Below are 25,116 nucleotides of genomic sequence, written 5' to 3' on the forward strand. Positions count from 1 at the left end.
TTCGAAACGCCAGTCGAATACGCTCAGCGAAGCTTTGACCTAGGGAGGCAGGACAACCGCACATGGAGCGAAGGCTTACCGCGATCCTTGCTGCCGACGTGGTCGGCTACAGCACGCTCATGGGCGAGGATGAGGTCGGCACGCTCGAACGACTGAAGGGTTGCCGTCGAGAACTGGTCGACCCCGCGATCAAGGAATTCCACGGTCGGATTATCAAGCTCATGGGAGACGGGGCGCTGGTCGAATTCGCCAGCGTCGTTGATGCCGTCCAATGCGCTGCCGCGATTCAGCGCCGGATGGCTGTCCGAGACCCGGGCACCTCCGACCCCCGCCACATCCGGTTTCGCATCGGCGTCAATCTCGGTGATGTCATCGTAGAGGAAAATGACATCTACGGCGATGGCGTCAACATCGCCGCGCGCCTCGAGGCTATGGCCGAGCCGGGGGGTGTATGTATCTCCGGAAAAAGCTGCATATGTTCGTGCCATAGATCGGACCTCGAAGTTCGCTTTCGTCGAGCTGCACGAGAAGGCAACGACAGCGGTCTCCGCCGATTTCCTGCGCCATCTTCTTGATGCTGTCCCTTACAAGATCCACACAGTACTTACCGACAACGGCATTCAGTTCACGACCCCAGGTGCCGGCGGCTCGGCCGTTCCGCTGATCAAGGAAGCCATGGCGGCGGGAGAAATCATATGGGCGCACGCCTTCGAACATACTTGCGCCAAGGCCGATATCGACCACCGAACGAGAAAGCCAAGGCACCCATGGACCAACGGCCAGGTCGAACGCATGAACCGCACGATCAAGGATGCGACCGTCAAACGCTTCTACTACGAGAGCCATGACCAACTGCGCCAGCATCTCGCCGTTAAGTCTAAATGGTGAGCGGCCTGAAACCCATTCGCCTTGCTATCGGCCTTTGCGTCGGAAATTGAAATAGCGAGGGTGATCGAAGGCGGCCCCGGGCGTGAGGCTGGCAAGTGGGGCCAAGACGGCGGCGGTAAAGTGGAGCCTGTGGCGATCAAATAACTGGTTCGCCCAGAATCTCGTTCACCCAGCTCATAGTTCTCAGCCCGTATGCCATTCCGGCGCAGTCGGCAAACCAGTCGAAGACACTCATGTCACGCCCTGTGACGCATTGAAGGATTTCGATCGCTGCGCCCGTTAAAGCAAGTAGAACCGCCAGCCGGACCACCTGTTGGGGCCAGCCGAGGCTACCCAAAGCCGACAAGGTGACGAACGCGGCGGCGTGGTTGAGCTTGTCGTGATGAGACGTAAAGGCCAATCCGAGGGCGTGCAGCAAGTGGTCTGGCAATAGCGCGAGCAACAGGACGACCGCCAACGTGGAGAGAAAAGCAGCCCTTGCCATGCTCTGATAAAAGCTCGACTGCGGCAATCTATCCGCAGCACTCCCGGTTCCTAGTTCTCGCTTCCGATACTGGTGCACTAGGCAGAGCTCCAACCTGCATCTGAGCTACGAGCGCGAACAACTGGCATGCTTAACAGGCCTCCTGATGTCATCAGGAAGTTCCATGAAACAGCCTATGTCACTCTGGATGGTTCCATAGGCGCTGCGAATGTCGCCCTCCATTGTGATGAGGCCGAGGGTTTCCTGCCGAAAAGGCGCGGCGGAATAGGCGAGCCATTGGTACCGCTTGCGCCCAGGTGCGATGCGTATCGTGCTGGGCGGGAGCGGAACTCTTCCAGCCTTGGCCCGGCTGTGCAGCCGGGCCGACGCCCTTCTGAATTCAATTATCGCCGGCGTCGCGGCTAACAGACGAAACCGCTGTTTAGTCTGGTCATTCCTGCCTTGGTGATCTCCCTCTACATATTCCAATCCTAGACGCTAGGCCAGCAGCGGCCACTCGCGGCTGTCCATCAACAATCCCAAACATCAGGTCGCGGTTATATACAAAAAAGCCGGCCACCTTTCGGCAGCCGGCCAGTGCAAACAAGGAAGGGAACGTTGCACTGATGGGTCAGTGCACCGTCCGAAGCGTTTCCAGGCGACAATGTTCCACCGATGAGAGAACAAAGAAGGCTTCACCGCCAGCGCACATTCCCCTTAGCCGCGCTGTGTTGCCGTCGCCTGGTGTCTAAAGGCCTTTAACCAGCCACGGATCGGTGTCGTATCCGAGGCGCGGCTTTTCCGGCGTTCCACCGGCCGTCAATTTGGCGGTTCCGGTCGGCCTGCAGTCCAGCTCGAGCACCTGCTTCTTGGCCGAGTGCTTCGTAGAGCAAAGGTCCGTGGCGTCACTCACCACCACCTTCTTCTCCTTGGCAACAGCGACACCAGTCCCAGCGATCACGATCGCCGCACAAAACGCAGCAACTCTCATCATACTTCCCCACCGTTGCGCCTCCGCAAAAGGCTGAGCATGACGTAACGGCACTTTTAAATTAGCGCAAGCGAATATTAGCTGCCTAGTCCCTTCACATCGGCTCTGGTCGCCTCCCCTTGCTGCCGGCGCCTTGCGATACCGGCAGCGCGATATGCTAGGTGTTTAGTCCCAAGGTTTGATGGGTTGGATCGAGCCTGAATCGTTCGGGCTCTTTTGTCCAGATTTTGCAGATGTATTCAAAGGGCGTGAGGCCCTTGAGGGTCTTCAGTCGACGGCCGAAATTATAGGCTAAGACGAAATCGGCGAGATGCTGGCGCAGTTGGTCATGGCTCTCGTAGTAGAAGCGTTTGACGGTCGCATCCTTGATCGTGCGGTTCATGCGTTCGACCTGGCCGTTGGTCCATGGGTGCCTTGGCTTTCTCGTTCGGTGGTCGATATCGGCCTTGGCGCAAGTATGTTCGAAGGCGTGCGCCCATATGATTTCTCCCGCCGCCATGGCTTCCTTGATCAGCGGAACGGCCGAGCCGCCGGCACCTGGGGTCGTGAACTGAATGCCGTTGTCGGTAAGTACTGTGTGGATCTTGTAAGGGACAGCATCAAGAAGATGGCGCAGGAAATCGGCGGAGACCGCTGTCGTTGCCTTCTCGTGCAGCTCGACGAAAGCGAACTTCGAGGTCCGATCTATGGCACGAACATATGCAGCTTGCCCTGCTCGGTTCGGACCTCGGCGACGTCGATATGGAAGTAGCCGATTGGATAGGCCTTGAACTTCTTCCTTGCCGGCTTGTCGCCCTCGACATCCGGCAACCTGCCTATCCCGTGACGCTGCAGGCAGCGATGCAAGGATGACCGCGACAGATGCGGGATCGTCGGTTGGAGAGCATAGAGGCAATCGTCCAGTGGCAGCAGCGTATAACGCCGAAAGGCGACGATGACCGCCTCTTCCTCAGTCGATAGCACTGTCGACTTCGGATCTCTGGGGCCAGTCGGAAGATCGGCGGCCGACGTCCGGTTCCTCCATTTCCTAACCGTCTTCTGATTGATGCCGTAGCGCTTCGCCAGCGCCCTCAGGCTCTCTTGACTATGCTGTATCGCTCGACGGATCGCCTCTGTCGTCGTGGCGCTCCCATGAAGAACCTGGCCCATAGCGCATCCTTTGATTCGGACGAAAAGTATGCGCCATCAAAGCCTGGGATCAGACACCTAGGATGGGCGCATGCCTGCTCAGACCGGGCGGCCGCTGTTAATGACTTGAGCTTGACATGGCAGAAGGCTGCAACCGTCAAGTTTCCCAAGTCGTCCTGGCGATGAACGATCGCGTCGAGGATCGCTTACCAAGCGGCGTTTACTAAGTTCCGCTGGTGCAGCCCTGCGCTCACACCATAACCACGTGATGACAAATCAGCCATGTGTGTGGCGCGGCGGGCTTGTTCCGCTTGTGGCCGGCGCCTACCCACCCGGGTTCCCCAACCATGGCGTCGGCCATTTTCGTTCTCTCAGCGATTATGGGCCTTTGCTATCGGCCTATGTGTTGGCCTTGGATGGCGAGATCGCGGTTAGATCGCCTCGTTCGTTTGGATGTTTCGCTGGCGTTGGCAGGAGGCGCATATGTTCGCCAGCCGGCGGATACCACACCGCCCCACCGGTCAGGCCCAGCGCGTCCGCTGCAAAGTCCCCGCAGACCGCTGCTGGGCCGCTGGCGGGCAGCGGCTACTTGCTGACGTCCAATCCACCAAGCCAGTTTCGATCAGCTCGCACCCAGTGAAATCGCGCACCAGGGCCTTGGCTAAATCGCGCCATTGACACTCAGGCGTACCCGTTTCCCCTACTAGGGCTCGGAATGCAGAGCGGAGAACGTCGGCTTGAAACGCGGAGACGGCAACAGTAGACGGGTCGCCATCTTCCCAGCCTAGCGCCACGTCGTGACGACGTTGACCAAGGCGCTTCAGAAGCTCGCGTGAGGCTCGGATGGCCCTGCGCGATTGATCCATGTCCCGGCGAAATGTGGCGGGTTCCGCCATGGACTTCTGGCGCATCAGCAAGGTGGCCGTAGTGGCCGCTCGAGCGATATCTATGGGCGTTGCAACCATCGCAGCCTCCCAGAAAAGGCAATGGCAAACGACACATTAATAAGCTCGCCGAAACTCTCTCCGCAATGAAAAGAGTTGTACGAATTTTACCAACCCGCACCCTTTCAGTGATGCCGGGCCGCTGCTGTCCTCGCTCTTGTTCTGTCATCGTAATGAAGGACGACATCTCCGAGCACCCGTAGCACACCTGTTGCATGGAAAAAGCTGTAGGCGTTTATAGGTGCCCAGGCACTCCGCCATTTGTTTGCGTTGTGGAGCGGGACAAAGCAGGTTTCCTCACTCAGGCCGCCTACCGTGAAGCGGGGCACAAGCCCGACTTCGACGCATTGCCTTGGGAAGCTGAATACAGGGCCGCCAACTCAACGAAAGCCGGTCGTACGCCTAGCTAGCAACCAGGGGCACCGTGACGGTCGTGGCGTAATTTATCGGATACTGGTCGAAATACGGGAAAGCGATGACGAAGGCATAGCTGGCGGTCAGATGCGCCATCTTGAAACCGCCGCTGGCAGGGTCGGTCGCGATCGTCACAATGACGTTCTTCAGACCCAGGTTCACCAATTTCTGCGTGGCGATGGCCTGGATGTCGCTCTGCGAAAGCGTGTTGTTCAGCTGCAGCGCCCGGGAAGAGGTTTCCAGTGTATAGCGGACGGTCGACACGGCATTCATGGCCCAGCCGAAGGCGAAGATTCCGAACAAAAGCATCACCAGGAAAGGCGCGATCAAGGCGAATTCCAGCCCGGCTGCGCCGGAGCAGTCACGGCGCCACCTGGATCCGATCCTTTCAGCGGACACGGATCACCTGCTGATGACTGATCGCGCGCGGGTCCGAGAAGACACCGAAGTTAAACGGGGGCACCCAGGTGCCCGTCGCCGTTATCTGGACGAAGATTTTCTTTCCGCCGCAGATGGTGGTCTCATCCACGACCGTGGCGCCGCACAAATAGGAGCGGACCAGCACGACCGCGGCGTCCTCGGGCTTGTCGTTCCAGCTCGAAAGCGCGACCGCCTGCGTCCCGGTGTCATTGGACGCGCCGGCCATCACGAGATTGGCCGCGGTTTTGACGCCCGCGCGCATCTGCAGGTAACTCGTCACGTAGGACCAGCCATCGGCGATGCCGAGGCAGACCAAGCACAGGACGGGCAGCAACATGGCAAACTCCACGGCGGCTATCCCGGATTTGTCCCGGACAATGCGCAAGGTCCGCCCCAGGCTTCGGGCAACTGAGCCCGCGCGGCGGCGGCGAAGACATCGAAACCGTTGGCGCTTTCGCAGGAGGGCAACTCCTTCCAACTGGCGGGCACCGCGCACGCCGCCCCCGCGCGTGCCCGAGTGGACCAGGGACAGATTGCAGTGGAGCCCTGGCCGTTGCGCAGGTAATCGAGAAACATTCGGCCCTTGCGCTTCGCCTTGCTCATGTTGGCGACGAAGCGCGACGGATCTGTACGGGCCAGTAGTTCGGCGAAGTCTTGGCAGAAGCTCTTGACCTCGTCCCAGTCTGCCTCCGGGACGAGCGGCACGACCACATGAATGCCCTTGCCTCCGGACAGCAGCGGCCACGACTCCAGTCCAAGCGCTTCCAGAATGCCTCGAATGTCGACGGCTGCCTGCTTGACGGCAGCAAAGCCCAAGCCCTCGTCGGGTCGATGTCGAAGATCATGCGGTGCGGCAGATGCGGCTGCTGGCGACGGCTTCCCCAGATGTGGAATTCGAGCACATTCATCTGGACGCCCGCGATCAGCCCAGCCAAGTCATCGACCACGAGATGCGGCTTTCCTTACCGGACACCTTCTCCAACTGGCCATCATGGATGGCCCTGGGCACGCTTGGCAGTCTGTGCTTCTGAACGAAGGTCTGCTGCAGGTCGCCGTGAGTATCGCGCACCAGCGACAGCGGCCGATCCTGAATGTGCGGCAGCATCTTCTCGGCGACCACTGCGTAGTAGGCGGCGAGTGTGGATTTGGTCACCTTGGTGCCTGGATACATGACCTTGTCCGGATGCGTCAGCTTGACGCCGACAGCAGCGGCGATCTCCTTGCCGGATCGAGATTGGCCGAGTCTCTGGGCCGTTTGCGCCTTTTGTTGAGAGTGCCGTCTACTCGGACATGAGGAACTCGGATACATGTCAATACGCTGCCTGGGATTCGGTTCCATGCCCAAGCACCGCGCCGGCGACCGTCGGCGCTCAAGGAAGAACGGCGCATAAGCCGCAGTCCTGCGCGCGGCCGCAACAGCGGACAATTGTCGCGCGCAGGACGGAGGAAATTCGCCCCCCGCCGCGGGCGGTGAACAGGACAGCCGTAGGAGCGTCAGCATAGCGCCGGCCGCAGGACGGGACGCGGGACCGACTGTCCCCGTCCGCGGTGGTCCGCATGTTTTGGTTCGAAGCCCACCGGCTGAGATCGCGCAGTTCAGTTCTCGACAGTCCGACCGCTGATCCGCGATGATGCAAACAGGATTGAACCACACCAGAGCCGAGTTTGGCTGCAAGAAATCGATCTGGTCTTGCACCCTTTCGGCTTCTTCCTCAATTGCGTTGCAGCTTGTGAATTCCAAGCCTGACAGGCCCTCCCCTGTCACAACTCGTGCAGAAAAGCGCTCGCTCGACCGAACTGACAATGCGGCTTTTCCATAGCGCTCGATGAGGCGTTTTGCCGTTGCATCGTGCGAACATGATCTGCAACAAGCTCGCAACACATGCCACTCGCGAAATGTCGAGCGCCCATACAGGCCACCGTGAACGCTGCCAGGCGCTCCCAAGCGTCAACGCCGGTTGCTGTTTAGCTGGCGACGTCCCTTGGCACGCTTTCGGTCGGAGAAAAGCGAATATCCGCCGTCCTCCCGAAATCTGCAGCGACGCATGAGCCCCGGGCTTGACCCATTGCGTCGCCGAGATTTATTCCCTTGGGCGCCGGCATGGCGTGCCCCAGGAACCTCTTCCACAGTCGCTAGCCAATAGCGGGGCTCGAATTGATGCGGCTGAGCCCACAAATTGGTCGATCGCGCGGCCAATCGAAAGCCATGAAGAGAGGTGGAATCCCTGTAGTGCCGAAGTATCACGTTGAGGGGATGGATGGTGCTACGCAGACGGCCATACGGACAGTCAACGCCCATGTGGGCCGGTAAGCATCCGAATGCACTCTGCGCGCAAGTGAACCCCTTGCGCTAACGCTTCGACGCGCCATCAAATCATTGACCATGTTGGGGGGGCGATCGCACCGCTGATGGTCAGCGAAGGCCAACAAGTGGTCCGGCTACCCTTGGAGCCAATCCGCATTTCTGGCGATTTTTCCCTGGAGCAATCAGTGCATTGACATGAACTCGGCCGTTTTATTGTTCCTTGCTGAGTGCAGGTAATCGTGCCGGAACTCAGCAAGAAAGGCCAGTCCTTCCCAATCATGGATGGTCAATTGGCCATTCACAAGTGATGTAAGGTGCTTCTCCCGAAGAGACTTGAGCGTGCGCTTGATGTGGACTGCCGACAGCCCTGTCGCCTCGCCAAGGTCAGCTTGAGTCACACCAAAAGCGCAGGTTTGATCGGACGCAAGTCCGGCATCTTCCATACGTAGCATAATTTCACAGAGAAGGTGGGCCACTCGGCCAAGCGCTTGGCGCTTCCCGACATTGACCACCCATTCGCGGAAAATCGATGCATCAACCAGTGTCGTTCGCCAAAGATTTGCCGCCAGCCTGGGGTGGCGTTCGCAGAGCAGCCGGATAGCCGAGTGATCTATGAAGCCAACACTGCAAGCGCTCACCGTTCGAACGTCGCTATCCAACAGATCGAGGTGCAGGCTCAACAGATCGGGCATGTCGCCAGGCACATGATAAGCAGTGACCTGACGCTTCCCGTCTCCTGTTACCTTCGAGGTGCTGGCTAAGCCAGCCAGGACCATTATGCACCGGGACGGCTGGTCGCCTTCCCGAACCAAGTTCTGGTTTGCGCCAATCGCAACGATCCTTATTCTTACCGCGTCGAGAGCTTGACGCTCACCTGACGTGAGGGTGAAGGCACGATGGAACTTGGCGGTTAATGGGCTTTGATAAAGCATGTCGGCTCTCCGTTTGGGCGGGAGCGCTATGGTCTCTCAGTCACCCGCGGCCAGCAGAACGCGAATGATGCCCGACCTTATATCATAAACACCGGACCGACTTAACCTGTGATAAGTCTGGCACTGCTTCTGATGGTCCTTTCCTCCATCGGCAAACACAGGCTCAACAGGATTGGTGCTTACGAGGGAAGCGGCCCATCATCGGGCCTCGAGTTGCGCAGCTGCGGCAGCAGCTATAATAGATCGTTCTCAAATTCGAGGACTCACACCATGACCGACGCCCCGACCACGCCCCTGAACTGGTAGAACTCACGGCGGATGTGGTATCGGCGTACGTCAGCAACAATCCCGTGCCGGTCGCGGGTTTGGCGGACCTGATAGCCTCAGTGCACGCGTCGCTGTCTGGGATTGGCCATCGCGTGGCTGCCGCGACCGAAGAACCAGTGCCTGCGGTAAATCCAAAGAAGTCAGTATTTCCCGATTACATCATCTGTCTTGAAGATGGTAAGCGGTTCAAAACCCTTCGGCGACATCTGCGCGTGGATTTCGGTCTCACTCCTGACGCGTATCGAACGAAGTGGAACTTGCCATCCACTTATCCGATGGTCGCTCCCAACTATGCGGCCTCACGGTCTGCCATGGCGAAGTCGATCGGTCTGGGTAGGAAGGCACCGCAGCCCACGGCAACTGCAACGGGCAAGGCAAGGCCGACGGCTAAGGCTAAAGCGTAGCTTCCGCGATCACACCATTACCACCGCGGCACCAATCGGCGATGTATGCATCGCGGCGGACCTGTCCGCTCTTGGCCGGTGCCCACCCAGGTTCCCCAACCCATGGCGCCGGCCATTTGTGGCCCACACCTCAGCTTCGTATTGCTGCCCAACCTTTTCTTGTTGTAGGCCGCTTACGACGTTAATCTCCGCTTGGCCTGATTGCTGGGAGGCAACGCCATGGCTGACATAATTCCAATTCGCAAAGCACGCCTTTGTGTCGAAGTTGGCGAACCCTGTGGCGAGTGGTTTGTCCGCGTGATCGAGGAAGACCAGGAACTCACCCGATCATTCAAGCTCGAATCCTATGCCTTGGCCTTTGCAGAAGGCCAAAGGTCGCGTCTGCATCTCAACACGTTTTCGCGGCTGTAGAGCAAGCCTATGCAGAGGTCCGCAGGGTTACTGGCGAATTTGGGCGATAGCATCGAAGCCATCGCCGGCCACATTGCGACCATGGAAACGCGACAACTGCACCAATTGCTCAAGTCGTTGCCATCGAGATCGGAAATCGCCAGCGCGGAAATGGTGATGGGCATCCTCGTCTATCGAGAGGTTGAACTGCGCCGCCGGCGGGGGACGGGCGGCAACGTGCTGCCCTTCCCCGGTCTCGGGACTCCACCTATCCAGCACTAGGCAGCGACGCCGGACCTGTAAGAGGCCATCGGATAGCGCATCCCTGTCGGTGATTGTTTCACGGCCTTGAGCAGCACTTCATGCGGATCCTGCACGGCCTGGTGATTGTCGCAGATCGGCGACAATCGGGCCAACGATTGCCTTGTGCAGCCGTTCCGCCTCGATCTTGAAGCGGGCGAGCTGTTCCTGCGAAACGTGTTGTGAGGGGTTTTCGTCTTGACCATGGTAGCGAACTCCGTTGAGGGGATCGCCGCAAACGGTTCTTGCACAAAAAAGCCCGTCGCGGTGAGCGACAGGCTATTATGACATCAGGGGATTAGAACTTGTAGGCGATGCCGAAGCGAACCTCGTTGGTCTTCAGATCAACGTCGGCATTGACCAGACCACCAAAGGATTCTGTACCGAAGTCGGTATAGCGATACTCGCCTCGCAGCAGCAGATTGTCGGTCATGGCATAATCCAAGCCCACGCCTATCGTCCATCCTGTGAATGTATCTCCGAACGAAGGTCCGCCTCCATTATTACTTATGTCGACATCGCCAAACGCAACGCCACCCGCAATATAAGGAAGAAAGCGATCAACGGCATATCCTAGGCGCAGTCTTGCCGCCGCACTCCAGTTGAGTTCTTCGGTGGCGATGCCGCCCGGGATCGGGATACCAGGAGCGCTGAAGACTTGGCCGCTGCCATCAACATTCGCATATACGACGTCCAGCTCCGCGCCAATCACAATGTTATTGGACATCTGATAGTTGTAACCGGCGTAGACACCACCAAGGAACCCGTCGGGATCTGTGTCGACAAAGCCCGGCCCACCGATTTCGTCTATGTTGCCATTCCCCCAAGCATAGCCTGCCTGTAGGCCGACATACCCACCCGTCCAGCTAAAGACCGGCGCGGCTTCTGCAACGATGGCATCGGCAGCATACGCCGACGAAGCCAGCAGAGACAACGACAGACCAAGAAGCAGCTTCTTCATAGGTGATCTCCTGTAACTACCTTTTTGGTAGCAGAGCGCGCCGATTGATGCAGTTGTTTTTCTGCCACAGTTGGCCGAATTCAAATCGGCCGCCCGCACTTACATGTGAACCTTATGCCAACTCGCTGGTGGCGATCGGATCGCCCCTCGCCACAGTGGGAAACTGCTCGGCCACCCAACTGTCCAGAACCTTCAGGCCGGGAACACTCATTCCGGTATCCCAGAATTAACATCGAGGAGGGTACGATAAAGGCTGTCGACCTCCTTGTCGTCGAACGCCTCGGTCAGCTCGCTTTCCGCAATCCCCTCAGCCTCCGCGTCGGCGATTAAGCGCTTTGCGAGCTGCTCGATCTCCGCTCGCTCTTTCGGCGCACCGGCGTCGGATAGATCGTGTTTTTTTATCCATTGGTTCAAAAATAGGACGGCCGGCTTGCTCATTCGGGAACACCTGGGGCAAAGTGCACGACGGCATCGACCAGCGTCCGATATAGGCTATCAACCTCTTCGTCGATCTCTTCGCGCTCGATCGTCAAGGCTTTAGCGTCGGCATACAATTTGTGTATGTACTCACTTACCGAAACGGCGTCGGTCTTAGCCGTTTCGGGGAAATTGTTGCCGATCCAGCGATCGAGAAAGTTGACGCCGCGTGTGCTCATGAAGCCTAAGCTCGATCCAGCGCTTAGGTTCCAGCAGGCGCTCGACGGCAGCTTGTCGACCTCGGCTTCCATTTCGTCGTTGACAGTCTTGGTCTTGCCGAAGGCGGCCACCGGCTCACCGTCAAAGCCCTGCAGCCACGCGTCGGCATGCTCTCCCCAGTAGGCTGGCACCGCACGTCTCCTTGCCATCCTTGCTCGCTTGGGCGTACATCCAGGCGTAGGTGGCGCGCTCCTGATCTTTCCTAGCCACGGCCATCTGTGTCATCCTCTCGGAAGTCCTGCGGTGAGGCGTGGCGCAGGTCATCCTCGCCGCGCAGGTGCTTTACGCGGCCGATCAGCCCCGGCTTGACCCATTGCGTCGCAGGCCGCTTCATGACGCCCTTGGGCGCCGTGCCTGGGTGCTCTTGGACGCGTTTCCATAGCCTCTCGCGCATTTCCCGGTTCAAGGTGACGAACGCGCTGCCGACATAGCGCCCTGTGCCCCGCTCGGCCATGAGAGCGAAAGCCGGCTTGCCCGCTTCACGCTCGACGCCGAGCAGATCGAACTCGTCGATCGCATAGCACTTGGCCTTCAGCCAGTTGGCCGACGGACCGCTGCGGTATTTGCTGTCCTTCCGCTTCGACACCATGCCTTCAAGTCCGGCTTGGTCGAGCAAGTGGAGGATCGCCTTGGCTTCGCCGGGCAGAGGCTCGCTGAACTGAATACGCCGCCCGGGCTTGATCATGCTGGCCAGGATCTCGCGCCGCTCCTCAAGCGCCATGTCGCGCAGATCGTGCCCATTGAGGTGCAATAGATCGAAGACGACGAAATAGAGGTCTTGCTGTCGGCGGGTGATCGCTTTGCGCAGATCGCCGAAGTCCGAAAGGCCAGCTTCGTTCAAGACGATGATCTCACCGTCGACAATCGCGCTTTCGGCACCAAGACTCTTTGCCTCCCCCACCAGGTCGCGATATTTCGCGGTCCAGTCGTGGCCGTTGCGCGTATAAATGCGTGTGCCGTCTTCATCGATGATCATCTGCGATCGGTAGCCGTCGAACTTGACCTCGTGAGTCCAGCCTTCACCCTCGGGAGGCTTCTCCACAAGGGTCGGCATCAACGGCTCGATGAACTTCAAACGCATGCACTGATCCGCCCTCCGGCGATTCAATAAGATTAAGCTAAAATAGTTCCGAAACCGGAAATCAGCCTCTTGGGTGCAACAAACACGTCAACTCAGCGTTGCGGGATGAGCGAAGGAGGAATCGATATGGCCGACGACAAGAGCAAGCGGGATTTTCGCGATCGGGACCGTGTCTCGGCCGATGAGGATTATGAAGTCGAGTATTTCGCAGCCAAGGCCGGGATCACCCCGCAGCAGGTCAAGGAATTGATCGCGAAGCACGGCAACCAACGCGAAACGCTGGAGCGAGAAGCGAAGGCTCTGCGGAAATAATGACCAGGCTATCGGATCTCGGCAGACCAATAATTGGGCACCGACATGAAGGCCCGCCCGCGAGCGAGCTCGATCATTTCATGCCTTGCCCTGTTTGCGGCCAACAGATCGATATGCGCGACTTTCGCCAGGTCGCTTATCATGCCGATCCGGATCACGATCAGCCTCTCGAACTAGACGCTTAGGAACACAAGTGCCGAAATACCACGTTGAGGAAATGGATGGCGATACCGTGACGGCTACCCACATCGTGCACGCGACAACGCCGATCAGGGCGGCGCGGGAAGCGACGGAGCGCGACGTCACCCTGCGCACCAGCGAACCCATTTGGATCAGGGTTGCCGACGAGAAGCGCGGGCACGTCTTCGAATACAGTTTCAGCCTGTAGCTGGCGATCCAACCCGGCTGAGTTTGGATGGCATACCATGCCGTCGACTTCGATACGCAAGTTCGACTATGACCCGAACACCAGGGTTCTCTCGGTTTGGTTTGTAGCGAGCGGGAAGCATTACGAGTTTTTGGACGTACCTGCTGAGGCCGTTGCCGCGTTCAAAGCTGCCTTTGCCAAGGGCGTCTATTTTAACAGCCACATCCGCAATCGTTATGCATTCCGGCTCGTGGCAGGGAGGGCAGCAGCCGCGTCGGGCGATTGACAGAATTTCCGATTCGAGGCGGCCCGCGCCATCGCAGGGGAGCAACTGTGCGAATTGACCAGGTTCCGAGGGCAAACGAAAAGCCGGCCGGCCGGGCCAGCGGGCGCGTATTATACTAAGCTAGGTGCTGGGCCTATTTGCCCATCATCATCGCAGCTTGCAGAAGTTTTCATGGACCTGTCGGACAGGTCTGCCACGACGCGTGACCCACGGCGACGGGTCGGCAAACAGCGCACTCCTGCGCATCCACTGGGCTTACGAAGTCGGTCGGCTGCTCTTCGATCATAGTGCCTTATCGGAGAACCGCGCTGAGCTCCGCGCAGTCACCGGTCCTGCAATACGGCCGGATCTATGATCAAAGCGCTGAGCAGGAGCCATTCGGGGTCTACGCCTGCCGCCCGGTATTTATTGTCACAAAAAGGGGAACAACGGCAGCTCGGCCGTGTTGGGCCAGTTAAGCAATATTGCAGGAGCACAACATGCATTTCGTCAAAGTGCTTTTGGCTGCGATCGCCATCGGTCTCATCAGCCCGGGGGCAATGGCTCAGACCGCGACGACGTCCCCGCAGGAATTTGTCAAAGCAGCTGCGAGTTCAGACATGTTCGAGATCCAGTCGAGTGAGTTGGCGCTGCGGAAATCGAAGACATCACGAGTGAAGGAATTCGCTCGCATGATGATCAAGGACCACACGAATTCTTCCAAGCGGCTCATTGCGGCGGCAAAGAAGGACGACGTCGCAGTGGCACCGGAGATGACAAGCAAGCATGCTGCCCAATTGGAAGCATTGAGCAACGACAGCAGCGGGGCGTTCGATAACGCCTACGTCGACGCCCAGGTTGCAGCGCACCAGGAAGCCCTGACGCTGATGACCTCCTATGCGGAAAACGGTCAGGAAAAACATCTGGCGGCCCATGCGAAAAAGACCGCGCCGGTCATCCGGCAGCATTTCAAACATGCCCAGCAACTGAGCAAGAGCGGTTCTCAGGGCTGAGTGGATCTGGCCACGACGTTGGTTCTTCGCGGCCTGTGGAGTCTGTGCCAACCCTCTGGCACTGCCTCCGCCCCCAGGGACGCTGCAACCTTCAAGCGGTCGTCGATGCAGGAACTCTAAAGGGTGCGTCGCTCAGGTAGTCCGGCGTGCAAGCACCAGCGTCGTCGAATTTGCCAAACGAACAGGAGACCTGACATGCCAAAGCAAAACGAGACCTCGCATTCGAGACGAAGTGACTTCGCCAATGATGAACCCATTCGCCCGGAGGATGCCGCCGTGTTGGACAGCCCCGTGGGCCACGAAGACAGGCACGGCGCGGAGCCAGGTTTCGGGGGAGCCGACGATGTCGACCAGCCGATCGGCGCAAGGCCCCGCAGCGAAATTACCGGTCGTCATGATGAAGGGGCAGGCGCCAATGAGACGATCGACGGCTTAAGCGAAACCGAGGAACTGACCCGCAGCTACGCCGAGGACATACCAACCGGTGACAATGATGAGGAGGAGGAAGACATCCCTGTCTTCGAAAGAGGCCGAAGCAACACCGAACTCTGAGCGCGCCAGGTTGAACCCCGCACGGTGAGGAACATGACAATGAGCACATTCGGACTTCGGGTTGCGTCTTTGGGGCTCCGGGCTTTTTTGGGACTGGCGGCCTCGCTGACTTTTGGCGTCGAGGCATCTGCGCAGACAAGTCAGCCCGCGCAGCAATCCGGCGACTCGTCGCAAACAGCCAAGCAGGGTCGACTGCCGGCGCAAGGATCGTCGCCGACCGCCAAGGATGATGTCGGCGTTGACGTCTCGCTCGGCCGGCCGGAGGTGAAGCAACAGGTTGCAAGACATCTGGGAGTGGCTGAGACCGAGTTGCCACTGGCGGTGCACGTGCCGATCGCGCTCGCTTCGCAAGTCTGCGGGCAAGAGGTATTTACCGCCCGCGCCAATGTAAACCGAAGCTGCACCGCGACGAAATTCATTCCGGAAATCGCCGAGGCGGCACGCAACCATCCACAAACCTCCGCGGTACCGGAGCAGTAGCACCGAAAATGTCCGAACCCGGCGCGACGGTCGTGCCATGCTTACCCCAGGGTAGCGCTCCAACCCGGGGTAAATCAGCCAGCCCCACCGCCGTCTGTTTTTGGCGGCATGCATGATGGCGTTCGCCGCCATCTCTTAACCAATGTGAATGCTGTTGCTCCGCAGCCACGCTACGAGATCCTGTCCGAAGCGGAGGCAGGCAGATGCCACTGGAATCCCTGATCGATCAATATGTGAGCAGCCGCAAGCGGCGGGGTCTTTTGTCGATACGGCATGCTCTCGAGGCGTTGAAAGAGGCCGTTCCGGCGCTGTCGATCGGCGAAAGCCATCTTGTCAATATGATCGCCGAGCGAGCGCTCGCCTTTGGCCTCGCCATCCACTTCGATCATTCCGGCGAGAATGCCGGGTAAGACATCCACGAGAGCGTCTGCTGATGCTACAGGACGAGGAACTCGGTGTTCGCGTAGCTTCATTGCCTGGTGGGCGGATCTTTCCGAGGCTGCTCCCATCCGTGTTCTGGGCGGGTGGTTAAAGTCGCCGAAGCGATGCCACGGCGTGCACCGAGCCCACCCCGGCATTGGACAAGCTCCCCCCAGCTTTCGCCAGTTGGAGCTTTCGTCTACTCGCAGCAGCCCTAGCGAGGCTCGATCGGCCTCCGCGTTCGGCGGCCTCGGGTTTGCTCCAGCGGGCGGTTCGGGCCGGCGAATTGAGGTTGAAAGGAGAAGATGATGACGGACAACAAAACCGAGCGTGATTTTCGCGACAGGAACCGGGTCTCGTCCAACGAACGCAACGAACTCTTCCATTTTGCCCAGCAGAACGGCATCACGCCTGAGCAGGTGATGGAGCTCATCGAAGCCGTCGGGAATGACCGCGCCTCGTTGCGGCTGCGAAGGAATTGAAATCAGTTTCCCGGGGCGGCTCGCTTACGGCATGAAGCCTCGCTGCCGAGGAGAACCTTGAGCCGTGGTGAGAATTTGAGTGTAGCATCATCCTGACGCACACGCGGAGCAGGTCGAGCGTGAAAGTGACAATTGTACCCCTGCCCAACATGCGGCAAGCGCTGGAGGTTCGAGGCTGCGCAGATCGGCTATCGTCACCCCGAACCATAATCCACTCCAACCCGAGTCCTGGACGCACGGCGTGGCACCGAGCCTACTTCCTGCCGTCGTTCAATAATAATCCCGCGCCGCAGTCAGCCAGCGAGATCACCGTCGTCTGCCGGACGCGTGTCGGCTTCCAAACTGACAACGCACCGCCTTTGTAGCGACGCTTTCCAGCCACGATCACCTGCGCAGCTTTGCCGCGCTCGCTGCGCACCAATAAATTCCATCTCCTTCCCTCACACTGATCTTGTTCAGGCGGTCGTTTTGCCGCTGCGGTAGGCGCTGTCCTTCCGCTTCGATCGCGGTAGCGCCCAGTATCAACGCTGCCAGATCAAACCGCACAATCAGCACCTCAAAGCTGATCAGCAGAAGCAGCAGTGAATCAGGACCTCGTCGATCAGGGTCAAAGGGCCAAGCACATATGTCTGGGCACGGTGACCGTGGCATAGCCGGCGCTGCAATGACGGCGTCGGTGCCCGTCTTGTGGAGCCGGAAAGCCCAACTAAGAAAACAGTCGGCGGTGCCGATCTCGAAGAAATTCTAGGCCGGCACGGTGAACAGGCTGGGGGCCGCATCGCGATCTAGGGTTCAGCACAACTCCGGCGACATCGAGACGATCGACCTCAGCCCGGTCGGCGGCCCTCGGCCACGTCCATGACCAGCACGCGCAGCATGGTCAGCTGGCGCTTACCCTCCATGGCGCGCCCGTCGGCGACGGTCTGTCTCTTTCGGCTCAGGAAAACGTCACTCTGAGTTTGCTAAACGCGGTGCTGGACCGGTTACCACGCGTCAGATCTGGATCATCACCTTGCCGGCCTCGATTCTTATCGGATAGATCGCGAGCTTGACGCAGACCGGCGCGCCCTGGCCTGGCCGGTCGCAGAGCGGCCAATGTGCTTCAAGGCATTCGATGACGTCGTCGATCACCAGCCCTTCGGCTAGATGCGCCTTCTCATGGGTCCAATATCCGTCGGTGGCGAAGAACTCGTCATCGGGCGAGCGGCAAACCGCGAGGATCGAAGCAGATGACATCCTCTTTCGAGATGTCGTCCACCGCGCACGCTTCAATCCAGTCAGCCATCTCCGGCTCCGGCAAAATTCGCTATCGCTATTCAGCGGCCGCCGACATATCCACCTGGTGAAATTCGCCGCGATAGGGTCTGGCTGTCGGTGGCAATTTCCGCTTGAGATAAAAATCCTCGTATTTCAGCTGTCGAAGCAGCACCGGCCAGACCTCGCGATAGGCATGCCACATCGACGGGTTCGGCACCGGCAAGTCGTGCTTGATCAGCTCGTGCAGTCTTGGCAGCGCATGATAGGGCACCATCGGGAACATATGGTGTTCGACGTGATAATTCATGTTCCAGTAGATGAAGCGGCTGACCGGGTTCATGTAGACGGTGCGCGTGTTCAGCCGGTGATCGACGACATTGTCGGCCAGGCCGATATGCTGCAGCAACCCTGTCAGCACCATGTGCCAGCTGCCATAGAGGCGCGGCAGGCCGATCAGCACCAGCGGCAGCAGCGACCACGTGAACAACGCCAGCCCGACTGTCGCCGCATAGATGGCGACATGCCAGCGCGCAGCGATCACCGCCTTGTGCTGCTCCATCTCGGGGATATAGCTCTTCTCTTCATTCAGCTTGCCGAACGCCTGGCGCACCAGCGCCGGCAGCGAATAGCGGAAATCGAGAATACCGGTGAAGGCGAGCGCCGCCCTTAGCAGATCTGGGGGACGCATGACGGCGATTTCGGCATCGCGGCCGACGATGATGGTATCGGTGTGATGGCGGGCATGGCTCCAGCGCCATTGCACGGGGTTGCGCATCAGCATGAAGCTTGAGATCTGGTAGACGACATCGTTCATCCAGCGCGTCCGGAACGCGGTGCCGTGGCCGCATTCGTGCCAGCGCGAGTCGCTCGACGAGCCGTAAAGCACGCCATAGACGAACAGGAACGGCACCACCCACCAAGTGCCCCAGAACCATACGATGCCGGCGGCCGACACCAGGATCGCCGCGACCCAGATGATCGTGTCGCGGATCGCCGGCCCGTCGGAGCGTTGCATCAACTCCTTGATCGCCCTGCGCGGGACATCGGTGTGATACCATTCGGCCGAAGCCAATCCGGTCTCGATGGCGCGCTTGGTGCTTTCACCGACCAGGCTGTAGTCGCGCTTCCTGCTTGCCGTCATCGTCTTCTCCGTTTCCCGCCTGCGCTCCGCAAGGGCCGCCTGGGGTCGGCCGGGCCGCGCCTGCTTCCGTATTACGGCGCACTTCCCGCCCGCCGCGGCAACCGATCGTGCGTTTCAAGCCGGTCACGCCTGCAGTCTCGCAAAAGCGCCCGACGGCGCAGGGTAATCCTGTTGCGGCTGCCGGGCGATCGACCCTATCCTCGCTTCCGCTTGGGCGATCTGACCGGCACCGTCGAGCACCCGGAACACGGCGTCATAGGAGCGGCTTTCGCCATGGTCCAGCCAGATCATCTCGCCCCGTTCGCGCGCGGCGAGATTGCCCAGAACATGATGCGTCGAGGGTTCGATTCCCAACGCATATAGGCCGGCCTGGAAGTTCTGCCACTGATAGGTGCAGGGCAGCTGATCCTTGCGGGTAACGACCTCGAAGCCGAGCCCCAGTTGGTCATTGACGACGGCCACCGGCACCTCGCCCGCCGCATCGGCGCCAAGCTCGTGCTCCCAGACCTGCTCGCTGAATCCCAGCTGCGGCGCCGGCACGGTTCGGTAGCCGACCTTCTGCGCCTCGTAACGATCGCCGGCGTGCGCCGCCCAGACGACATCCCGGATCGGCGCCAGGTAGCGCGAACCCTCGTCGAGCAAGGGATGGCTGACGTTGACGTGATAGAAATACATGTGCGGCGTGCGGCTGAAACCATGATTGACGACGCGGTCCGACAGCCGGATCTCGGTGCCGCCGACATCGGCCTCGATGCGGCGCAGCAAATGGAGATCCTCGCCGAACACGCTTGCCTGCTGGACAATGCCTTCCGCCCACAGCACGCAGCGGTCGCCGTCCCAGGCCTCGCCGTAGCCGGTCAGCCGCGCCGGCACGGTGCCGATGCGGCCATGCAGCGAGTGCAATACCCGCTTGCGCCCCGGATAATTGTAGCTTTCGGCCGGCACGTCTTCCCGGCCCAGTATATGGTCGAGGCCGCAGGTGACGAGCAGCCCCGAGAACGACCGGCCAAAGGCGAAACCGTCCTCCCCTTCATGCTCGTGCAGTCCGGGGTGGCGAAAGCCGCTCGGCGAATGCCAGCCGATCGCCTGGCCCCGGAAGTCGCAATCGGCGATATCGAGCGCCCGGTCGACCAGCGCCGTGAAGCGCAGGCCGGAGCCGGTGCGGAACTCGAGCATCCGGATGCCGCGCTCCACGCCGTCGCCGAGCGTCATCAGCCGCACGCCGGCAAACTGCGACAGCATGCCGGACCGCTCGGCCACCTGCCTTCGCGACAGCGTCTTGCCGTAAAGCTCTACCATGCGACGTCCTTCACTTTGCCCTCGCCTCCTTGAGCAAGGCCGACATGTCGGCGCCGGTGATGATGCTTTCCACCGTCAACAGGTCGGTGTCGGCGACCGTCTGTTCCGCGACGATTTCGCCGCGGCGCATGACGATGATGCGGTCGGCGACCTGGAACACGTGGTGGATGTTGTGGGTGATGAGCAGCACCGAGTGGCCGGCGTCGCGCACCTCCTTGACGAAGCGCAGCACGCCGTGGGTTTCCTCGACGCCAAGATTGTTGGTCGGCTCGTCGAGTATGATCACCTTGGCGGCGAACTGCATGGCGCGCGAGATCGCGATCGATTGCCGCTCACCGCCCGAGAGGGTGCTCACCAGCGCATCTGCATCGAGCTTTTTCGAAATGCCGACCCGCTTCAGCAGCGCCGAGGCGGCGTTGCGAAGCTTGGCGAGATCGAGCGGCGCGAACACGCCGAGCCAACCGAAATTGACCGGCTCCCGGCCCAGGAAAAGATTGCGCGCGATGCTGAGGTCCGGCGCGAGCGATGTGTCCTGATGGATGGTCTCGATGCCGAGGTCCATCGCGTCGCGCGTCGAGCGGATCGATGCCTTCTCGCCGCGCACGAAGATGTCGCCGTGGTCGGCCGGGAAGACGCCGGAGATCGCTTTGATCAGCGTCGATTTCCCGGCGCCATTGTCGCCGAGCAGGGCAACCACCTCGCCTTCGTTGAGGGTGAACGAGGCGTTCTTCAGCGCACGCACGTTGCCGAAGGACTTTTGCAGGTCTTGCAGACGCAGCACTTCCATCGTCAGCTCCTTGCGGCGTTCTTCTGCAGCAAAGCGTGCAGGATGAGCATGGCGAGGATGATGACGCCGACGAAGATGTTGTATGCCAAGCCCGGCACGCCGATCAGCACGATGCCGTTGCGGATGGCGCGCAGCATCAGCGCGCCGACGATGGTGCCGAGGATGGTGCCGCGCCCGCCAGTGAGCGCCGTGCCGCCGACCACCACCATGGCGATCACTTCGAGTTCGTAGCCGGTGCCGGCCACCGGCGAGGCGGCCGAAATCCGGAACGCGCTGATCATGCCGGCCAGCCCGGCCACCACCGAGGTCAGGATGAACAGCCAGATCTTGACCGCGTCGGCCGGCACGCCGCGCGCCACCGCTGCGTTGCGGTTGCTGCCGATGGCGCTGATCCAGTTGCCGAGCTTCGCGTAGCGCAGGATGTAAATCGCCAGCAGCGACAGGCCGATGAACCACCAGAGCGAGGTGTAGAACCGGAACGAGCCTACATTGAAGCTGCCGGCAAGCAGCGTGACGAAGAAGCCGGGCTGGTCCCACGACTTCAGGGGGAATCCCTGCGTGATGTAGAGCGCCGCGCCGCGCACGACGAGCAGCATCGACAGCGTGACCAGGAACGAGGAAATGCCGATCTTGGTGACGATCAGCCCGTTGATGGCGCCGATCGCGATGCACAGCACAAGCCCGGCCAGGAGGGCGACGCCGATGTCGATACCGCCATTCTGCACCAGCAGCATCACCACGACGGGCGCAAGGCCGAACACGGCGCCGACCGACAGATCGAACTCGCCCGCCGTCAGCAGCAGCGTCATGCCGAGAGCGATGATGCCGAGCTCGGGCAGGAACGCCATCATGTTGGATATGTTGAGCGGCGACAGGAAGTTGCCGTCGGCGATGGCGAACACCACGAGCAGCACGATGAGGATGATGAGCGAGGAGAATTGCGGTGAACGCAGCAGCGCAGACCTGCCCTTCGCTCGCTGCGTGTCGTCGTCTGCTATGATTGCCATATCTGTCAGGACCATGCGTCCGGCGCCCGCCATTTCGGGGCGGGCGCCGATTGTCGTCACTTGTTGTAGAGTTTCAGGATCGGCTCGACGCTCGAGGCGTCGTAGAGGCTGAATGTGTGAATGTCGTAGCCGATCGGCTCGCCAGAGGCCGCAAGCCCGAGCAGCGCCACCGGCATGAAGCCCTGCGCCGACGGGTACTGCCAGGCCGCAGCATTGACGAAGCCGGACTTGACCGCCTCGGCCGTCTCCTTTGAGTTGCCCCAGCCGACGACCGGGACCTTGCCGGCCGACACACCGGCCCCGTCGAAGACGCGTTTGATGCTTGCTGCCACGGAATCGCCGAGTGCAATGATTGCCGGCGGATTGTTGGCGACCATGTAGTCGGTCATCTTGGCGATGATGCCGGCCGGGTCGGTGCCGCAATCGACCACGTCGTACTTGATGCCGAGCGGATCGAAGACGCTGGCGATGCCCTCGGTCTCGAGCTGCTGGTAGCTGGCGCCCGGCACTTCGACCGGCAGGAACACCTTGTCGCCCTGCTTCACCATCTTGTGGTCGACGAGATACTTGGCCCAGATGACGCCCGCCTCCCTGAGGTCGGCCCCGACATAGGCCTGACGCCCGGTCGCCGGATCGTCGGTGTTGAAGAACACGATCGGTATGCCGGCGGCCTTGGCGGCCTTCACCTCCTCCGTCCACAGGCCGGGCTGAGCAGAGGTGGTAGCGATGCCGTCCGGCTTGGCGGCGAGCGCCGAGTTGAAAGCCTCCTTCTGCGCCGCCATGTCGCCGCCGCTGAACGAGATCTTGCAGGTCACCTTGAGCTGGTCGCAGGCCTTGGTCGCGCCGGCATTCCAGTCGATCCAGAACGCGTCCGAAGGGCCACCATGCGACAGCAGATAGAAGGTCTTCTGGCCGGCCTGGGCGAATGCCGGCAGGCTCAAGGAGACCCCGGCTACCAGCGTTGCCGCGGCAGCCACTTTCAATGCGAATTTCAACATTCATTCCTCCCTTGGTTGGAGTTGCGCCGCCATGCGCCGGCGGCGCAACCGGCGCTCACAGGCCGTTGGCGCGGAACTTCCCATCGAGGAATTTCTTCGCGCGCGGCACGTCGTCTTCAGAGAGATGCTCGATGATGACCGGGATGTTTGGGTGCTTTTCCGCCAGCCGCTGCAGATAGAGATCGTAATTCAGCAATCCCAGCCCGGGCGCCGGCAGCTCGATCTCGCCGACGCCGCGGAACGTGTGGCTCTCCATCGCATCCTCGTCGCCGATGTCGGCATGCTTTTCCGACTTGTCGCTGCCCGAACGCTTGACGTCCTTGGCATGCGCGATCTTGATCTTGTCGGTCAGCGTGTCGAACACCTGGTTGAGGATCTGGTCCATTTTGTCGATATTGTGGGTCTCGAAATAGTTGGTCGGATCCATCAACAGGCCGAGGCCGGGATGGTCGACCTGGGCGAACATCTTCACCGTCTCCTCGACCGAGCCCACGACGTTGTTAACGTAAGTCTCGAGGAGGAAGACCGCGCCGTGGTCGTAGGCGGTCTGGGCAAGCTCGGCGATCACCTTGCGGCATTCCTCGAAGCCTTCCTCGGTCTTGTTCTTCGGGTGACGCACCCAGTCGGATTCGGTGTTGTAGGTACCGGTCTCGGAGATCACGTAGGGCGAGCCGAAGCTGCGCGCATTGCGGATGATTTCCTTGAGATACCCGACGCGCTTATCGCGCTCGGATCTGTCGGGATGAATGATGTTGGTGTAGCCCGACACGCAGCAGATCGGCAGGTTGTTGTCGCGGAAGACGTCGCGCACCTGCTTGGCCTTGTCCTCAGTGATCTGCCCGGCCGACAGATCGACATCCCTGAAATGCAGGTCGAGCTGCACCGTGTTGAAACCGAGCCCGCGGATCTTCTTCGCCGTCTCTTCGAGGCCGTACGGGAAATAGCCCGTGAAAATACCTGCCTGCATCATGATGTGAATTCCTCCCTAAGCGATTCAGTTGGCTGATTTTATCGAGATTTCGGAAAGCTTGATGGTGCGGCCCTCGTCGATCGAGCGATAGCCGGCCTCGACCAGCGCCATCGTCTTGACGTTGTCGGCCACCGATAATGCCGGCGGCGCACCGGTCTTCACCGCGTGCTGCAATTGCTCCATGACGCCGATGAAGGCGTGCGGGAACCACATCGTGTCCCAGCTCGGGCTGACCCATTCGCCGCCGGTCGTCTCGGTCGACGCGAAGGTCAGTGTTGAGGCCACGCCTTTCGGCCAGCCGATCGCGCCCTTGGCGACACCCTTGGTGCCGTCGACGCGCCAGTTGATGTGCTGGTCGTCCTCATAGCCCTCCTGGCGCGGTCCGGACCAGACATCCTCCAGCGACACGGCGAGCACGCCGGAGGGAAAGCGCAGCGTCGAGACGGTGATGCCGTCGCTATGCTCGAATGTCGTGCGCGGGTCCTTGCGTGTCAGGGTGGTGATTTCCGAGGGATCGCCGAACAGGAAGCGCAGCACGTCCAGATGGTGCACGCTCATATTGGCGAGCGTCAGCCGGTGGTAATCCTCGAGGAACCCCTGCCAGTGCGGGATGGCGTGCATGTCGATCTGCGCGAAGACGATGTCGCCCAGCGCGCCGCCGTCGATGATCTGCTTCAGCACGCGCATCGACTGGTCGTAGCGCATGTTCTGGTTGACCGAGAGGATCTTGCCTGACTTGGCTGCCTCGTCGCGCAGCTTCACGGCTTCATCGACCGACAGCGCCAGTGGCTTCTGCGCCAGGATCGCCTTGATGTGAGGCTGCTTCAGCGCATGGCGGATCAGCGCCGGCTGCAGATCGGGTGGAAAGGCAAGGTCGACGATCTCGACCTCAGAATCCTCGATCAGCTGTTCCGGCGTGTCGTGGACGGTCGGGATGTCCCAACGCGCGGCGACCTTCTGCGCATTGGAACGGGTGCGCGAGGCGATCGCCACCACGTTGAACTCCGCTTCGCGATAGGCTGCCAGATGGCACTCGGCCATGATCATGCCAGCGCCGATGCAGCCGATACGGTATTCTTTCGTGCGGACCTTCACGTCCGGCTCGAAGCCTTCGCTCGCCAT

General features: G+C 60.3%; 29 protein-coding genes and 5 pseudogenes. 13 read left to right on the forward strand and 21 right to left on the reverse strand.

Going from position 1 to position 25,116, the window contains the following annotated elements:
- Positions 1-62: 62 nt before the first annotated feature.
- A pseudogene (locus tag NLY43_RS03185) lies at positions 63-500 on the forward strand (adenylate/guanylate cyclase domain-containing protein); the annotation flags it as partial.
- A pseudogene (locus NLY43_RS03190) lies at positions 484-867 on the forward strand (integrase core domain-containing protein); the annotation flags it as partial. The pseudogenes NLY43_RS03185 and NLY43_RS03190, both read left to right, overlap by 17 nt.
- A 157-nt stretch (positions 868-1,024) precedes the next feature.
- Here the strand turns inward: NLY43_RS03190 and NLY43_RS03195 are convergent.
- The 8 genes and pseudogenes from NLY43_RS03195 to NLY43_RS03230 form a co-directional block, all read right to left on the reverse strand.
- A complete protein-coding gene (locus NLY43_RS03195; protein WP_023730767.1) occupies positions 1,025-1,399 on the reverse strand; it encodes a VanZ family protein in 375 nt (124 codons plus the stop codon).
- A 700-nt stretch (positions 1,400-2,099) separates the two neighbouring features.
- Positions 2,100-2,342 (reverse strand): hypothetical protein, encoded by a 243-nt coding sequence (locus NLY43_RS03200; RefSeq protein ID WP_286459699.1) that lies wholly within the window; start codon positions 2,340-2,342, stop codon positions 2,100-2,102.
- Between the two features lie 157 nt (positions 2,343-2,499).
- Positions 2,500-3,491, reverse strand: a pseudogene (locus tag NLY43_RS03205) (IS481 family transposase).
- Positions 3,492-4,816: 1,325 nt separating this feature from the next.
- Positions 4,817-5,227 (reverse strand): TadE/TadG family type IV pilus assembly protein, encoded by a 411-nt coding sequence (locus NLY43_RS03210; protein WP_023708223.1) that lies wholly within the window; start codon positions 5,225-5,227, stop codon positions 4,817-4,819.
- The gene (locus tag NLY43_RS03215) at positions 5,217-5,585 is read right to left on the reverse strand and encodes a pilus assembly protein (protein ID WP_286459702.1); all 369 of its coding nucleotides are present in this window, start codon (positions 5,583-5,585) and stop codon (positions 5,217-5,219) included. The genes NLY43_RS03210 and NLY43_RS03215 overlap by 11 nt, the downstream gene beginning before the upstream one ends.
- A 17-nt stretch (positions 5,586-5,602) precedes the next feature.
- Positions 5,603-6,156, reverse strand: a pseudogene (gene ligD, locus NLY43_RS03220) (non-homologous end-joining DNA ligase LigD).
- Positions 6,157-6,170: 14 nt separating this feature from the next.
- Positions 6,171-6,419, reverse strand: coding sequence for a non-homologous end-joining DNA ligase LigD (gene ligD, locus NLY43_RS03225; protein ID WP_023713747.1), 249 nt, complete (start codon positions 6,417-6,419; stop codon positions 6,171-6,173).
- A gap of 1,316 nt (positions 6,420-7,735) precedes the next feature.
- On the reverse strand, positions 7,736-8,485 hold the full coding sequence (locus NLY43_RS03230) for a Crp/Fnr family transcriptional regulator (RefSeq protein WP_023713746.1): 750 nt from the start codon (positions 8,483-8,485) through the stop codon (positions 7,736-7,738).
- Between the two features lie 242 nt (positions 8,486-8,727).
- On the opposite strand from NLY43_RS03230, the gene NLY43_RS03235 reads away from it, so the two are divergent.
- The 3 genes from NLY43_RS03235 (at position 8,728) to NLY43_RS03245 (ending at position 9,888) form a co-directional block, all read left to right on the forward strand.
- The gene (locus NLY43_RS03235) at positions 8,728-9,216 is read left to right on the forward strand and encodes a Ros/MucR family transcriptional regulator (RefSeq protein WP_084568356.1); all 489 of its coding nucleotides are present in this window, start codon (positions 8,728-8,730) and stop codon (positions 9,214-9,216) included.
- 219 nt (positions 9,217-9,435) lie between these two features.
- The gene (locus tag NLY43_RS03240; protein WP_023713745.1) at positions 9,436-9,627 is read left to right on the forward strand and encodes a hypothetical protein; all 192 of its coding nucleotides are present in this window, start codon (positions 9,436-9,438) and stop codon (positions 9,625-9,627) included.
- Positions 9,628-9,666: 39 nt separating this feature from the next.
- Positions 9,667-9,888 carry a hypothetical protein gene (locus tag NLY43_RS03245; RefSeq protein WP_023731691.1) on the forward strand — a complete coding sequence of 74 codons (222 nt, stop codon included), beginning with the start codon at positions 9,667-9,669 and terminating at the stop codon, positions 9,886-9,888.
- A 316-nt stretch (positions 9,889-10,204) separates the two neighbouring features.
- Here the strand turns inward: NLY43_RS03245 and NLY43_RS03250 are convergent, their stop codons facing one another.
- From NLY43_RS03250 to NLY43_RS03265, 4 genes are all read right to left on the reverse strand, one after another.
- Positions 10,205-10,867 (reverse strand): outer membrane protein, encoded by a 663-nt coding sequence (locus NLY43_RS03250; RefSeq protein WP_023673148.1) that lies wholly within the window; start codon positions 10,865-10,867, stop codon positions 10,205-10,207.
- Between the two features lie 207 nt (positions 10,868-11,074).
- Positions 11,075-11,305: a DUF768 domain-containing protein gene (locus NLY43_RS03255; protein ID WP_023673149.1), complete on the reverse strand. Its 231-nt coding sequence runs from the start codon at positions 11,303-11,305 to the stop codon at positions 11,075-11,077.
- Positions 11,302-11,694, reverse strand: coding sequence for a hypothetical protein (locus NLY43_RS32685; protein WP_502882149.1), 393 nt, complete (start codon positions 11,692-11,694; stop codon positions 11,302-11,304). The genes NLY43_RS03255 and NLY43_RS32685 overlap by 4 nt, the downstream gene beginning before the upstream one ends.
- A gap of 71 nt (positions 11,695-11,765) precedes the next feature.
- A complete protein-coding gene (locus tag NLY43_RS03265) occupies positions 11,766-12,644 on the reverse strand; it encodes an ATP-dependent DNA ligase (RefSeq protein ID WP_023713739.1) in 879 nt (292 codons plus the stop codon).
- A 126-nt stretch (positions 12,645-12,770) separates the two neighbouring features.
- Between NLY43_RS03265 and NLY43_RS03270 the strand changes: the two genes are divergently transcribed.
- The 8 genes from NLY43_RS03270 to NLY43_RS03305 all read left to right on the forward strand — a co-directional run bounded on the left by NLY43_RS03270 (position 12,771) and on the right by NLY43_RS03305 (position 16,535).
- Positions 12,771-12,956, forward strand: a complete 186-nt coding sequence (locus NLY43_RS03270) for a DUF3606 domain-containing protein (protein ID WP_023700484.1) — start codon at positions 12,771-12,773, stop codon at positions 12,954-12,956.
- Positions 12,957-13,149: 193 nt separating this feature from the next.
- Entirely contained in the window at positions 13,150-13,344 is a 195-nt protein-coding gene (locus tag NLY43_RS03275; RefSeq protein ID WP_023713737.1) for a hypothetical protein, read from the forward strand.
- A 37-nt stretch (positions 13,345-13,381) separates the two neighbouring features.
- Positions 13,382-13,609 (forward strand): KTSC domain-containing protein, encoded by a 228-nt coding sequence (locus NLY43_RS03280; RefSeq protein WP_023713736.1) that lies wholly within the window; start codon positions 13,382-13,384, stop codon positions 13,607-13,609.
- A gap of 479 nt (positions 13,610-14,088) precedes the next feature.
- A complete protein-coding gene (locus NLY43_RS03285; protein ID WP_023713735.1) occupies positions 14,089-14,601 on the forward strand; it encodes a DUF4142 domain-containing protein in 513 nt (170 codons plus the stop codon).
- Between the two features lie 195 nt (positions 14,602-14,796).
- Positions 14,797-15,153, forward strand: coding sequence for a hypothetical protein (locus tag NLY43_RS03290; protein WP_023685250.1), 357 nt, complete (start codon positions 14,797-14,799; stop codon positions 15,151-15,153).
- 39 nt (positions 15,154-15,192) lie between these two features.
- On the forward strand, positions 15,193-15,633 hold the full coding sequence (locus NLY43_RS03295; protein ID WP_031202261.1) for a hypothetical protein: 441 nt from the start codon (positions 15,193-15,195) through the stop codon (positions 15,631-15,633).
- 203 nt (positions 15,634-15,836) lie between these two features.
- A complete protein-coding gene (locus NLY43_RS03300; protein WP_023673164.1) occupies positions 15,837-16,043 on the forward strand; it encodes a hypothetical protein in 207 nt (68 codons plus the stop codon).
- Positions 16,044-16,361: 318 nt separating this feature from the next.
- Positions 16,362-16,535, forward strand: a complete 174-nt coding sequence (locus NLY43_RS03305) for a DUF3606 domain-containing protein (RefSeq protein WP_084568354.1) — start codon at positions 16,362-16,364, stop codon at positions 16,533-16,535.
- A 253-nt stretch (positions 16,536-16,788) separates the two neighbouring features.
- Here the strand turns inward: NLY43_RS03305 and NLY43_RS03310 are convergent, their stop codons facing one another.
- From NLY43_RS03310 to NLY43_RS03350, 9 genes and pseudogenes are all read right to left on the reverse strand, one after another.
- A complete protein-coding gene (locus NLY43_RS03310; RefSeq protein ID WP_156935602.1) occupies positions 16,789-16,956 on the reverse strand; it encodes a hypothetical protein in 168 nt (55 codons plus the stop codon).
- 572 nt (positions 16,957-17,528) lie between these two features.
- Positions 17,529-17,820 (reverse strand): annotated as a pseudogene (locus tag NLY43_RS03315) (Rieske 2Fe-2S domain-containing protein).
- 27 nt (positions 17,821-17,847) lie between these two features.
- Positions 17,848-18,933, reverse strand: a complete 1,086-nt coding sequence (locus NLY43_RS03320; RefSeq protein WP_023713731.1) for a fatty acid desaturase family protein — start codon at positions 18,931-18,933, stop codon at positions 17,848-17,850.
- Between the two features lie 123 nt (positions 18,934-19,056).
- A complete protein-coding gene (locus NLY43_RS03325) occupies positions 19,057-20,232 on the reverse strand; it encodes an aldose 1-epimerase family protein (RefSeq protein ID WP_023713730.1) in 1,176 nt (391 codons plus the stop codon).
- Between the two features lie 10 nt (positions 20,233-20,242).
- Positions 20,243-21,025: an ATP-binding cassette domain-containing protein gene (locus NLY43_RS03330; RefSeq protein ID WP_023693351.1), complete on the reverse strand. Its 783-nt coding sequence runs from the start codon at positions 21,023-21,025 to the stop codon at positions 20,243-20,245.
- A complete protein-coding gene (locus tag NLY43_RS03335; RefSeq protein WP_050590338.1) occupies positions 21,022-22,026 on the reverse strand; it encodes an ABC transporter permease in 1,005 nt (334 codons plus the stop codon). The genes NLY43_RS03330 and NLY43_RS03335 overlap by 4 nt, the downstream gene beginning before the upstream one ends.
- 56 nt (positions 22,027-22,082) lie before the next feature.
- Positions 22,083-23,024, reverse strand: coding sequence for a sugar ABC transporter substrate-binding protein (locus NLY43_RS03340; RefSeq protein WP_023697393.1), 942 nt, complete (start codon positions 23,022-23,024; stop codon positions 22,083-22,085).
- A 55-nt stretch (positions 23,025-23,079) separates the two neighbouring features.
- Complete coding sequence (locus NLY43_RS03345) at positions 23,080-23,994, reverse strand: sugar phosphate isomerase/epimerase family protein (RefSeq protein WP_023713728.1); 915 nt, start codon at positions 23,992-23,994, stop codon at positions 23,080-23,082.
- Positions 23,995-24,018: 24 nt separating this feature from the next.
- Positions 24,019-25,116 (reverse strand): Gfo/Idh/MocA family protein, encoded by a 1,098-nt coding sequence (locus NLY43_RS03350; RefSeq protein ID WP_286459803.1) that lies wholly within the window; start codon positions 25,114-25,116, stop codon positions 24,019-24,021.

Source organism: Mesorhizobium sp. C416B, assembly GCF_030323165.1.
Lineage (GTDB): Bacteria > Pseudomonadota > Alphaproteobacteria > Rhizobiales > Rhizobiaceae > Mesorhizobium.